Source organism: Leptospira perdikensis, from assembly GCF_004769575.1.
Lineage (GTDB): Bacteria > Spirochaetota > Leptospiria > Leptospirales > Leptospiraceae > Leptospira_A > Leptospira_A perdikensis.
The window spans coordinates 418,393-431,474 of the sequence record NZ_RQGA01000003.1; the positions used below are offsets into that span (position 1 = coordinate 418,393).

The 13,082-nt window shown below is 35.9% G+C and carries 11 protein-coding genes; 4 read left to right on the top strand and 7 right to left on the bottom strand.

The features are described from left to right. Positions 1-196: 196 nt before the first annotated feature. Complete coding sequence (locus EHQ49_RS03310; protein ID WP_244241320.1) at positions 197-1,159, top strand: MltA domain-containing protein; 963 nt, start codon at positions 197-199, stop codon at positions 1,157-1,159. Positions 1,160-1,284: 125 nt separating this feature from the next. Here EHQ49_RS03310 and EHQ49_RS03315 read toward each other — a convergent pair whose 3' ends face one another. Next, positions 1,285-1,944, bottom strand: a complete 660-nt coding sequence (locus EHQ49_RS03315) for a TetR/AcrR family transcriptional regulator (RefSeq protein ID WP_135576313.1) — start codon at positions 1,942-1,944, stop codon at positions 1,285-1,287. A 127-nt stretch (positions 1,945-2,071) separates the two neighbouring features. Here EHQ49_RS03315 and EHQ49_RS03320 point away from each other — a divergent pair, with 127 nt between their 5' ends. Continuing rightward, positions 2,072-2,728, top strand: coding sequence for a DAPG hydrolase family protein (locus EHQ49_RS03320; RefSeq protein ID WP_135576315.1), 657 nt, complete (start codon positions 2,072-2,074; stop codon positions 2,726-2,728). Next, positions 2,712-3,314, top strand: coding sequence for a glutathione S-transferase family protein (locus tag EHQ49_RS03325; RefSeq protein ID WP_135576317.1), 603 nt, complete (start codon positions 2,712-2,714; stop codon positions 3,312-3,314). Before EHQ49_RS03320 ends, EHQ49_RS03325 begins: the two co-directional genes overlap by 17 nt. Here the strand turns inward: EHQ49_RS03325 and EHQ49_RS03330 are convergent. Together EHQ49_RS03330 and EHQ49_RS03335 are read right to left on the bottom strand one after the other, a co-directional pair. Further along, positions 3,306-4,232, bottom strand: a complete 927-nt coding sequence (locus tag EHQ49_RS03330) for a cation diffusion facilitator family transporter (RefSeq protein WP_135576318.1) — start codon at positions 4,230-4,232, stop codon at positions 3,306-3,308. The genes EHQ49_RS03325 and EHQ49_RS03330 overlap by 9 nt on opposite strands. 82 nt (positions 4,233-4,314) lie before the next feature. Next, complete coding sequence (locus EHQ49_RS03335) at positions 4,315-6,207, bottom strand: putative bifunctional diguanylate cyclase/phosphodiesterase (protein WP_135576320.1); 1,893 nt, start codon at positions 6,205-6,207, stop codon at positions 4,315-4,317. An 88-nt stretch (positions 6,208-6,295) separates the two neighbouring features. Between EHQ49_RS03335 and EHQ49_RS03340 the strand changes: the two genes are divergently transcribed. Next, entirely contained in the window at positions 6,296-6,805 is a 510-nt protein-coding gene (locus EHQ49_RS03340) for an acyl-CoA thioesterase (RefSeq protein WP_135576323.1), read from the top strand. Here the strand turns inward: EHQ49_RS03340 and EHQ49_RS03345 are convergent. From EHQ49_RS03345 to pheT, 4 genes are read right to left on the bottom strand one after another with little or no spacing between them, the layout of a single operon-like run. After that, complete coding sequence (locus tag EHQ49_RS03345; protein WP_135576325.1) at positions 6,802-8,025, bottom strand: MFS transporter; 1,224 nt, start codon at positions 8,023-8,025, stop codon at positions 6,802-6,804. The two genes, EHQ49_RS03340 and EHQ49_RS03345, sit on opposite strands and share 4 nt — an antisense overlap. A 44-nt stretch (positions 8,026-8,069) precedes the next feature. Further along, a complete protein-coding gene (locus tag EHQ49_RS03350) occupies positions 8,070-8,627 on the bottom strand; it encodes a gamma carbonic anhydrase family protein (protein WP_425269829.1) in 558 nt (185 codons plus the stop codon). A 26-nt stretch (positions 8,628-8,653) separates the two neighbouring features. Further along, positions 8,654-10,615, bottom strand: a complete 1,962-nt coding sequence (locus EHQ49_RS03355) for a 7TM diverse intracellular signaling domain-containing protein (RefSeq protein ID WP_135576330.1) — start codon at positions 10,613-10,615, stop codon at positions 8,654-8,656. A 47-nt stretch (positions 10,616-10,662) separates the two neighbouring features. Continuing rightward, entirely contained in the window at positions 10,663-13,062 is a 2,400-nt protein-coding gene (pheT, locus tag EHQ49_RS03360; protein ID WP_135576332.1) for a phenylalanine--tRNA ligase subunit beta, read from the bottom strand. Positions 13,063-13,082 lie beyond the last annotated feature (20 nt).

A 13,082-nucleotide genomic window follows, 5' to 3' on the forward strand; every position in this document is an offset into this window, starting at 1 on the left:
TGATCCGTTGAAAAAAGAAACGCACTTTCCTTTTCACCTGATGATCCAAAGAAACTCATTGTTTTTGGTGATCGGCTTTCTTTCGACATTCTCTTTATTTTCTCAACCCGTAGAGAACCAAACCCACTCCAGAAACCTAAAAATTCCACTTTTTTCTCAATCTGCGAATCTTGAGGCGGCCATACAGGAGTCGATCTTGTATTTTAAACGAATGTCTGAGGATACAAAAATTCGCTTTTTAGAAGAGGAATATACAAACAGAGAAATACTGAAGTCTTTAGTTGAGCTTCAAAACATAGTCCATGACTCTTCGGATCTTCAACTTCAGAATGAAATACAAAAAAAATTTAAACTAATTGATTTAAGTCCAGATGATGGTGCACCTACAATAACAGGATATTATGAAGTACGAATTAATGGAAAAAATCAGCCAGAAGGTGAATATCAATATCCAGCATTGTCTCCTCCCACACTGAAGTCAGATTACACAACGACAGAAAATCCAATGCACTTTCCAAGAGAGAGATGGAAATTTAAAGCTATTTGGGAAAAATATTCTAAACCTATTGTGTTCTTACGTTTGACAGATTTACATTTAGCACAACTGGAAGGATCTGCTCTTGTTCAAACAGATACAAACGAATCTTTCCGAATCAATTATGCTGCTGATAACGGTCAGAATTATATTAGTCCTTCTATTTTTCTTCAGGGAATTTGTCCTAGTCTAAAACCTTATCATTTATCAAATTGTATCCTATTAAAACCAAAAGAAGTTACTGAGGCAATACTCAAAAACCCAAGGTATATATTCTTTGAGAAAGAAACACTATCAAATTTCAAGACAAATGAAGATAGGCTTCGACCACTGGGGAGTGGCGGTATTCGGTTGGTTCCTTTTCGTTCCGTTGCAATGGACAAACAAATTCCATTAGGATTTCCTATCCTTCTTTCCTTTCAATCCAATCATGAATCAGTAAACAATCATTTGGTATTTGTTCACGATAGAGGAAATGCAATTACTGGAGAAGGAAGACTGGATTATTTCTTAGGGAATGATATGGGCATTGAAGAGATAGCCAATCATTTATTAACTAAGGGAAAAGTAACCTTGTTATTACCTAAAAAACAAAAAACAGACAAGCGAAATAAAGTAAAATAAACACGAACCAAAATGGAAAAATGTAATTCATATTTAAAATTTAAAACCAATCAGTGAATTAAATTTGATGGAACTTTTTGAATAAAGAACTTTAAGTTTAGTTTCGTTCAAGGTTATCCATTTGATCATGATTGGTCTTTTGTAATTCCATTATAAAAAATTTCAAATAGTGTTTCAATTTCCTCATTTGGATTCATTAGTAATTTTGGCGCCAAGACAAATTTTGTAATTAAGAAACTGGCGCCAAGACTAAAGGATGCTCTTACGATTTGGTTGGCATCGATGTCTTTTCTGATTTCTCCTATCTCTTGAAAGTATCGGATGGCATCAACTGAGGTATCGAATAAATTGATCTTCCAAAGATTACCAAAGATTTCAGAGAACTCCTTGGAGAAAAGAAGAGCGCCAAGCAATAGTTTTAATTTTTTTGGTTCTTTGGAGACTGCTTCAAATCTTGCCTTTAAAATAGAAATATACCAATCCTTGAAGTTCGGTTTTAAAGATTCTAATCTTTCTTTTAGGTCCGACATATGTCCGGGAATAATTGTAGATAAAAGTAAACCTGCAAGAATTCTTTTGTATAAATCAAACTTGGAGGGAAAGTATTTAAAGAGCGTACGTTCTGTAACACCTGCTCTTTTGGCTAACTCCGCCGTTGTGGCCCCGGTAAATCCTACTTCGGCAAAAACATCTTCTGCAGCTTGAATAATATCTCGTTCTTTGTCCGATTGTGGATTTTTGTACGCAATCAATTCATTTTGTAGTAATTTTAAGGTCAGTTTCATTATGTCAAAGTTGTCCGTTTGGATTCATTTTTTATAACCCGTCAAATTTTTCGATTGATTTTTTGTATAGTAATTACTTTACATAGAAATTGCGAAGTATAGCGTTTACTATACTGAGGAAATCGGTATGAAAAAGGTTAAGTTGGGATTACTGCCAAAATTAGAAATTCAGTGGAACAGGAAATCTGTGGAATCTGCTGAATCGGGAAGGGAGGTGCTCGCGGATGGACGAGTCAAATATTGGATTCGACATGACACGATCAAAGGAGTTCGACCGAAAATGTTAGCTTGGTGGTTTCAACATTTGGAAGGTGATATTGAATATGAAGGAAAGACTTACAATCGATATCATGTTTGGCACCCAGAAGACCATGTGCATGTCAGCTATGAAAAACGAAAAATCGATGGAAGTGTTGGGCCCGGAGCAGAACTTCGAATTGTAGAGTATTTAGGAAGGAAAAAGAACTATTTAGTGAATGTGGTAAGCCCCATTGAAAAATTAGATGAAGAAGGATTCATTCATAATCCAAAACTGTATGGTTTTTTACCCATAGCAAGAATGGAATATAGTTTTAAGGACAGTGCCGAAGGAACTAGTTATGAAAATTGTTTGATCGTTGGATGGAAGGGATTTAGTTTTAAACTGATACGACCAATCTTTGAATTTTTGTTTTTTGACAAACAACACGGTTTTCACTGGATCAAACATAATATCGAAGAGGTGGGACAGTTCGAAAGATTTTTACCGAATCTTTATAGGAAGGAAAATGAAAATTTACGGTGATAAACAATCAGGCAATAGTTACAAACTTATTCTTGTTACTTCTTTCTTACAAATACCTTATGAATGGCAGGGAATTGATACTAAGAAGGGAGAAACTAAAACAGATTCTTTTTTGCAGATGAATCCAAATGGAAAAATCCCAATTCTTATTTGTGACGATGGAAGGATTTTATCTGAGTCCAATGCGATTCTAAATTTTTTAGCAGAAGGAAGTGATCTGATTCCTAAAGATCCCTTTGAAAGAGCTAAGGTATTCCAGTGGCAGTTTTTTGAACAATATAGTCATGAACCGTATATCGCGGTTGCTAGGTATATTAAACATTATTTGGGAATTCCGGAAGAAAGACGTGCCGAATACGAATCAAAACAAGCGGGGGGTCATAATGCTTTGAAAGTTATGGAAACTCAGTTGAAGAAAACATCGTATTTGGCTGGAGATCAGGTAACAACTGCAGATATCTCTTTGTTTGCATATACACATGTGGCAGATGAGGGTGGTTTTGATTTATCTTCTTATCCGAAAATTTTAGACTGGATCAAAAGAATCCAATCATTGGAAAGATTTGTGTCTATGTGTTCAGTCTGAATGTAATTTACATTGCTCAGCGTCTGTTTCTAGTTCGATGGTTGTATGTATGATTTCAAATTTTGATGCAACCTTTCGAATTTTCTCTTTGATCTTTGAAAATTCGTTTAGTTTAACTGATTTGTTGATTAGGACGTGTAGGGATGCTACATGATGATTTCCATCCAAACTCCAAATTTTGATATCATGGATGGATTGAACTCCCGTAATTTTTTCCCAATTTTGGATCAATTCATCTCGATCAATTGAATGCGGAACTGCTTGTAACATAACACCCATTACCTGTTTTATATTTCCATAAGCGTTCCATAGGATCCAGAGAGCAATGGCCATGGAAAGTAACGGATCAAACCAAGGTAGAGTAAAAAACATCATAACAATACTACCGATTAGAACGGCAATCCAACCAAGGATATCTTCCAAAAAATGAAGGAATACTGCTTTCTCAGATAAGGATTTACCGTGATTGAGTCGAAGCATGGCAACTCCATTTACGATCACTCCAATGACCGCAAGGATAAACATAACATCTGCCTTAGTTTCCTCTGGTGTGATGAATCTTTTAACAGACTCAATGATCATAAATATAGATCCAACGGAAAGAATTACCGATATAATGAGTGCACCTAATATTGAAAATCTTTTGTATCCATAATCAAAATAATTATCTTTTGGTTTTGTTGAAATTTTTTGGAGATACCAAACAAGGGCTAAAGACAAAGCATCACCAAAGTCATGGAAGGAATCTGAGATAATGGCAATACTATTGGAAAAAATCCCCCCAGCCAATTCTAAGATAGAAAAACTTAAGTTAAGTGCAAAGGCCCAGGCTAAATTTTTAGAAGATGAAGATGTATGATGATGGCTATGATCGTGTGAGTGATGATCGTGATTGGAATGATTATGGCCTTGTCCCATAGAGGATATATTTTGAGATTTGATTTTTCTCTGCAACTCGGAAAGAATGAAAAATAGAATCGATATTTAGGTTTAGAGGCTATTAATCAAAAAGAATTTCCGGTCTTGAATATAGATAACCCTGGACAACATGGCAAGAAGTTTGTTTTAGGCGAATGAGTTGTGCTTCATTTTCAATGCCTTCTGCTATGGTTTTTAGACCTAAGGAATCAGCCAGGTGACATATGGATTCTAGAAGTAGAAAATTTCTATCGGAGTTTGCAATATCATCTAAGAAAGATTTATCAATTTTTAATTCATCGAACTGAATTTTTTGCATATAATGGAGGGAGGAATAACCTTTTCCAAAATCGTCTAAGGAAACAGAAATTCCTTTAGATCTAAGTTCGGATACAATTCTTTGTATCGTTTCTATTTCATCTATAAATACATCTTCGGTGATTTCAAATATTATATTTTTGGGATCAATTAGATTTTCTGACAAACAATGAGTGATGTATTCATTAAAGTTTGGATATAAAAAGAAAATAGGTGAAATATTAATTGAGACCTGGATCTGTTTTCCATAAGATTCAAGTAATTTCGGAATATGAGAAATTACTTTTTCGAAAATACATTTTCCGAAAGGTACGATTAACTCTGATTTGGTGATTATGGGAATGAATTCATCAGGGGGTACATTCCCAAATTCAGGGGCGTTCCATCGTGCAAGTGCCTCGAGTCCTATAGTTTTTTTATTACTGATATCTACTTTTTCTTGATAAGCAATTTTAAAGTTTTGTTCGTTGATTGCTTTTTCTAAATATATTTTTAATTTTTGTTCCCTTTCAATTTTTGATTCCATTCCGGATTGAAACCAAACTAATTTTGTTAGGGTTTCTTCCCTTGCTACATTCATGGCGATGGAAAGTTTACGTATGACTTCGTCTAAATGATTTGCATCTTCCGGAAACTGGACACCAGAAACTCGGTATTGTAATCTATGTCCCAGACGTTCAGGTGTTAGGATTTGATTGTTATTTAAATCAAACCTTACAATAGCATTTTCGATTTTTGTTTTTGTGGAATTTTCAATCCAAAGTATGAATTCATCACCACCTAAACTTGCCACCAACGTATCAGGTCTTTCTTCGGTAAATTGTTTTAGGACACTTCCTATGAGTGCAAGTATCTGGTCTCCAAAGCTGATTCCGTGCAAAGCGTTGATTACTTTGAGGCCTTTAATGTTGATTAACAAAAGGAATGTTTCTGGTTTCGCTAATTCAATTCTACTTTTAATAAGTTTTTCGAATAGATATCGATTCGGTAGGTGAGTTAAAGAATCGTAAAATGCTAATTTATCAATATGTTTTTTTGTATTTAGAATTTTACTTCGGGATTCTTTTAGATAAACTATGTTTTTAATTAATTTGGCTCTTAATCTTTGGATTAAAAACCCACTTAGAATGGAAAATATAATAAGGCTAATCGATTTAAAATACCATTCTCTTGGGCTGTTATTTCGGATTCCTAATACTTCCGGAAACTGAATCCAAGAGAAATAGACGGTTACACCGACGATTGCAGGAAGAATGGAAATTAATAAAGAGGAAACCAAACTAAGGATAGGTGGAAGAAAAACAAAAAAAGAAACGATAATAAATGCTAAAGATATTTCACCTGTTCCGAGTAACCCACTTCTTACAAAAGACAGAACGGAAATAAAAACAGCAGTACTAATTAAGCTGAAAACTCGAATGATTAGAGGGACTTTGTTTTTTAATAGATATTCTAGATATAAAACAGCGGAGATTCCTAAATCTACAAAAAAGAATAGATAATCGATTTCTCCTTGGTTTGTAAAAAATGGTAGGATATGTAAAATCGCAGCCACAATAAATAAGGCAGAGGCTATCAGTAAAAATCGACGGAGTAGTGGACTTGTGTCCTTTCTAAACTTCGTCCAATAGACATAGTGCCGTTTCTCTACTACCATTTGCTTCTTATTTGACGATTAGAACTTCTCAAAGAAACCTTAAAAAAGCCTTTCCTCGACGATTGGTCAAGACTAACTTATCCTCATTGTGACGAATACTAATGATTTACCAGCCAAGTCACCCCAGGACTCCGCAGTAGAAACGAGACACCTTGTACTGCCCAACGATGCCAACCATTACGGAACAGCATTTGGTGGTGCCATTATGAGTTGGATTGATTCGATTGGTGCGATGTCTGCACAAAGGCACTCTGGTCGAGAAGCTGTGACCGTCAGTATTGATCGAATTAATTTTATTACACCGATTCAAATTGGTGATCATGTTAATTTGAAAGCAATGGTGAACTATGTCGGGACTACTTCAATGGAAGTAGGAGTACAAGTGAATCGGGAAAATCCGTATACAGGTGAAATGGTGAGAGCAACTACCGCTTATCTTTCGTTTGTTGCTCTCGATCAAAATAAAAAACCTTGTCCTGTTCCTCCCTTAAAACTAGAAACAGATTTGGAAAAACGCAGATTTGCTGAAGGGAAACTCCGGATTGAGATGGCGAAAGAATTTGCAGCCAAAATCAAAGCCGGAAGAAAGATTATTTAACTAAAAACTTTTGATTTTCGTCGATTACGTTCTATATAAACAAAAATTAAAATGGTTATCAAAACTAAAAAAGGAATACTTACTAGATTCAAACGAAGCCAACCTATTTTATTTTCCAAATAACCTGCGCTATATGTGGAGAGAATAGCCATGGAATAAACAATTGTATCGTTAATGGCTTGAATGGTATTTTTTTCTGGAGGATGGTATTGTTCCACTAGTAGGTTTGTCCCTCCCACATACATAAAATTCCAACCGACTCCTAATAGAACGAGGGCCACCGCGAACGGTATAAAATCTGTTCCCTGGAGAGCTGCAAAACTTTCTAAACCCATTACAAAAATACCGAGTAGAATCAAATAGGGAGCCGTCATTTTTCGTACCAATTGTCCGGAAAAAAAAGAAGGAATGTACATTCCTAATACATGCCATTGCAAAACAGTAGCGGAGGCGTGCATTTCATGACCATGAGTTTTCATGGCTACAGGTAACGCTGACATAAGCATCGCCATCAGTCCAAAACTAAAGGCAGTTGCTAAAACAGAAACCCAAAGTCCAAAGTTTTTGATATGATAGGAGAGGGGCCTGACAGATTCTCTTGGTGAGGTTTGTGTTTCTATTATATGACCTTCGTTTGTTGGTCTGGAAGGTGTTGGAAGAAAACTAATAAAGAGAAATTGGAATGACAAACTCAGAATTAGTATCAAATAAGATCCTAAAAATAAGGAACTTGGGATTAATTGAATTCCGTGAAGTCCTGCTAATGGGCCAAGAAATGCTGCTGGAATTCCAGCAATTAAAATCCATGACAGTGCACTGGCTCGGTCATGAGTGGGAACTGATTCCATGGCAACAAATCGTAAGTATTGAACAAAAGACTGATGAAAGCCATATAACAAGTGTGCGATTGAGAAAAGTAAAAAATTTCTTTCATACATTGCGTAAGCAACAAGAGTCGCACCCAAAATTCCAATCACAGTTCCTGTGAGTAACCCAAACTTACTTCCTTTCCATTTCATAATTCTTGAGGCAGGAACAAGTCCAAGTAGGGTTCCTAAAATAACAAAGGAAATGGGTAAAGATGCAGATTCCGGAGAGGGTGCGATACTTTGGCCGGCCAAGGCTGATACGGACATGATCAGAACCGTTCCAATTTGAAAAACAGTTTGGGTAATGGAAAAAATTCCTAATACTTTGATTTTATCTATAATTTTTTTCATAAAAAATATATCAGTTAGACAATCCCTAAGCAGATTTGTATCTTTTAGATGCCTAACTTTGTGATGATTTCTTTTGCTTGGTTAACAAAATGAACTTCTTCTTCTTTTTGAAAGGGCACAAAAATATTTTTTTCAAAACGAATGGAAAGATGAGCATATTCAATACAACCAGCTACCGTTAATTCTGGTTTTGCTTTGCCTGGAAAAATTTTGATATCAGATCCGTCGGGAACCACAAGGGATCGGGGCGGGATTTTTTTTCCACCTCGGATCATACATCCTGCTGCAATTTGTGAACCATCTCCAATTTCTGCATTGTCAAGAACGATGGAACCAATCCCAACAAGAACACCTTTCCCTATTTTACATCCATGAATCATTACGTTATGACCAACTAATGTCCATTCGCCGATTGATATAGGGCTTGAAGAATCTGTGTGGAGAGTTGAGTTGTCTTGAATATTGACGTAATTTCCTAATTTGATTGTGTTCATATCGGCTCGCACTACTGCACCCGGCCATAATGAGACGGAAGTTCCGTATTCTACCATACCAAAAGCAGTAGCGGAAGGATGGATGAATGGTTTTTCAAAAATAGGAATTTCAGAATAAGACATGGATATCAAAATCAGCCTAGACTTTGTATTTCGCAACCGATAAATGTAATGTCGTCTTGTTTTACATCCCCTTCCGTAAACGAAGCTAGTTCACTGAGTACTTTTGCCATTGTGTGATCCAAACTCATCTTTAGGTTCTCTTTTAAAATTTCATACAACCGGTCTTCCCCAAAGAGTTCTTTTTCTTCATTGAATTGTTCAAAAATTCCATCAGTGAACAAAAAGATTCGATCTCCTTCTTCAATTTGGTGTTCAATGATTCGGTATTGGGTATGATCCATTAAACCAATGATTTTTCCAGTCCTTGGAAGGAGTTTGATGTCATAAACTCTTTGGTGAATTTGGTCTGGATGTCCAGCGGAAGCATACAACAGGATTTTGTTTTTCAGGTCAATATCGCAAACTGAACAAGTAAATATGGTTTGGATATTACTATATTTATTGATAAAGATTTGGTTCATATGAAATACCAAATCATCAGGATGGTCATAAATCATTTTGAGTGATTCGTATTCGGCTTTAATTGCCATTGTGATTAGGGCTGCTTGGATTCCGTGTCCTGTCGCATCGGCCACAAAAATTCTGTAGTAGTCTGGTTTTACCTGTGTTAGGTCATAAAAATCACCACCCACTTCTGACATCGATTGGTAATAGGAATGGAAATGGATTCTGGGATCACTGGTTTTGATATCTGAAAACAGAGTCTTTTGAATTTTTTTTGCAACATTCAAATCCTTTTTGATCAGATTTAATGACTCATCTAAAGTTTTGGTGCGTTCTCTTACTTTTTCTTCGAGTGTAACAAGGGCCTCTGCTTGTGTACTGGCTTTTTCTTCTTTGAGTTCATTGATTTTATTTGCAAGAGCCAATGATAAAATTCCGGCTTCTAATGTAGATCCAATTTGGTTTCCATAAATTGTAAATGCATTCACAGGTAGGATGCCGTTTTGCATTAAGGTATACATCAAAATTCCAAATAATAATGTAACCCATCCAATAAGAAATAATCTAGCTTGTTTGTTTCCTGTGCTATAATTTACTAATGCAACAATTAAAACTGAAACAACAAACAATTGTGCTATGAAATTTCCTAAACGAACAGCGATGGCAATGGGCAAATAAGAATAAGGAATCAAAATATAAAATAAAACAATAATTTTTAAAGATTGGATGAGTCTGTGAGACCAGGGATTTAATTCTCGTAGATTCAATGTTTGTTGAGCAAAAGTCCAACCAGATACGGCTGAACAGGTGACAATGATACTACCAATTCGATTGTGAATTTCTGGATGATCAAGAGTGATTACTTGATTTAATATTCCATTCAAATACATCTGTAAGGCCAAATTAAAAAAAATGGATATGGAATAAGTGATGTATGCTTTTTCTTTTAAGATAAAATAAATGAATAAATTGTAAATTACCATAATGAATATGGTTCCGTAAAAGAATCCGAGAATTGTATTTTCTAGATTTTCTTTTAAATAAAAAGTATCTTTGGAATAAAAACGAATCAAATAACTTACATTTGATGAAGACTTTGTTTCTAAAATAAGTGTTTTGGTTTCATTTTCTTTCCAATCCAATTCGAAAGCAATGGATTTGGAAAACGCATCCCAATGAGAATGGGCAATAAAATCACCACCTTCTTTCACGGGTTCGGGATTTCCATCTTCATACACTCGAACAAAATCTAAATGTGGATTTCCTAAATCGAGAATCAGTTTGTTTGCGGAAGTTTGGTTGGTTGCTTTGATCCTAAGGTATACATGGTCTGATTGGAAACCCAAACTTAAGTTGTTTTTAAATATCGGAGTCCAACGAAGTTTTTGAAAATTAACATCAATGGCGGAAGAGATCGCATAATCTATTTTTTGCGGAACAAAACTATCATCAGTGATCGATTTTTGAATTTCCAATCGGGAACAGGACAATGCCAAACCCGACAAAATGACTGTTAGGACTGCCCGCATAAACTCGGATGATTTCCCGATAAAAATCGGGACTTGTCAAAGCAAATTTATCTTAAGTTATATCCGTTCGCTTTTGCTGTTTCTACGAGGGAATCCGAAAGTTCTTTAAATCTTTCTTGGGTAAACGTTTTGTCATAGGACATAAGTTTAAAACGATAGGTAACAGATTTTTTTCCTTCACCAACAGTCTCACCCTTAAAGATGGTTTGTACAAACACTGATTCTAACTCTGGAATCTTCATTGTTTGTACTAAGTTGGCAAAAGACTCAGTTGAGTCTTTTGCATTCATGAGTAAGGATAGATCCAATTGGCCTTGGGGAAAATTAGATGGTGGAACAAAATGTGAATTTCTTCCGTATTTTTCCCAAACTTCCACTAACTTTTCCATATTGATTTTAGAAAGAATGGCTCTGCGTTTTAAATCATATTCATCCGCATAACGCGTGTGAAGGATTCCTAATTCGACAATTTCTGTTCCATCATAAGAAAGAACAAGTCCCGCGTTAGGATGGAGGTAGTTTCGATTCGTTTTTGCCCATTCGAACTTCGGTAGGTTTAAATATTGGAAAAGTTCGGAAATAGTTTCTCTAATTTGTAAGAACTCTAATTCAACCGCTGTTAGGTCATTAGGTTTGTTTTTGGAAAGAGAAAGGATCGACACCCAACGTCTTTCTTCTGCAAGTTCTGGTCCTTTTTCTTCTTTATGATAGGTTCTACCTAGTTCAAACAAATTAACCGATTCGAATCGGTCTTGGTTGAGTTTGGCTTGTTTGAGAAGGCCAGGAAACAAACTATTTCTAAGTAACGAATATTCCTCGGGCATTTCGTTCGCAATTTTTAAAGACGAACTTTCTTCTTTAAATTCGAATTTGGAATCAGTAGGGGAGGCAAAAGAATAATTATAAACTTCATTGAATCCCACTTCTAAAGCGAGGAAGTTTTTGACCCTTCTTTCCAATTCTCGTAATGGATTTCGAATTGGTGTTTCCACTGCCATAGAAAGGGCTTCGGTTTTGATCGAAGCATAACCGATGGTTCTTCCAATTTCTTCCACAAGATCTTCAGGGATAGTAACATCGTAGTTTTGTCTGTATTTAGGAACAAGAACTGTTAGTTCTTCTTCTTTGTTTGTGACTTTGAATCCAAGTCTGTTTAGGATTTCCGTGACTTCGGTTTGCGAAATGTTTTTACCTAATTTATGGCGAAGAAAAGTTAGATTGGTTTGGATTGTAACCGATTTCGATTCTGTTTGGTTGAAACCCTGCGGTTCATAAACTTTGATGTTTGGATTTCCATTTTCTTTTAATAATTGCACAGCACGTTTCATGACTGGCAAACAAGTATAACTATCTAAACCTTTTTCATAACGGACTGCAGATTCTGTACGGATATTGGTTTTACGAATTGTATAACGAACATCTTCTCTTTTGAAAACGGCTGATTCCATCACTATGTTTTTGGTAGAATCGATCACTGCAGAATCCTTTCCTCCCATCACACCCGCGAGGGCAACAGGGTCTTTTCCATTTTGAATGAGAAGTAGATCTTTTTGAAGTTTTGGAGTTGTATCATCTAACAAAGGGAAGGAGTCACCATCTTTTGATTTTACAACAGAAAAGGATGTGGATTTTAATCTTTCGCGGTCAAAAAAATGTGTGGGTTGCCCAAGCTCTAACAAAAGATAATTGGAAACGTCCACAACGTTATTGATCGAACGAATTCCACATTTTTCGAGTCTAGATTTGATTTTAGTATTCGATGGAGTGATGTTTACATTTTGGATGGAACAAACATAATATGCGTGTGCATTGTCTGTTTTTTCTACGGTTAGTCCTTCATTTCCGGATTCCCATTTTGTATCTGCTTGGAAAGGAAAATCATTCAAAGGCAATTGGAGTTGGGATGCCAGTTCACGTGCAAATCCAAAATGATTCCAAAGGTCTGGCCTATGTGTGATGGATTTATTATCAATCGTGAGAATGGTATCTTCCCATAAAAAAAGTTTGCGAACGGAGATTCCAAGACTGGTGTCAGCGGGAAAAATCAAAACTCCGGAAGATTCTAATGCCAGTCCCAATTCTTTTTCGGAACAATACATCCCTTGGGAACGAACACCCCTAAGCTCCGAATCTAAAATTTCTTTTCCATCTAGTTTGGTTCCTGGAAGCGCCAAAGGAACAATGTCACCTACCTTTACATTGGTGGCGGCTGTGACAATTTGGTATTCCTTGGAACCATCTGTGGCGATGGTTGTTTGCAGTTTTTCCGCATTAGGATGTTTTTCCAGTGATTTGATTTTGACAGTGATAACCGACGATAGGTGGACTTTAAATTCTTCCACATCATCAATTTCGCAAATGGATGTATTAATTTTTTCCAGAACCTTTTCGAACGGAATCTGGGAGAGCGGGGTAAATTCGTTTAACCAATCAACTGAAAGTTTCAAGTGAAATCCTTAATTGATAA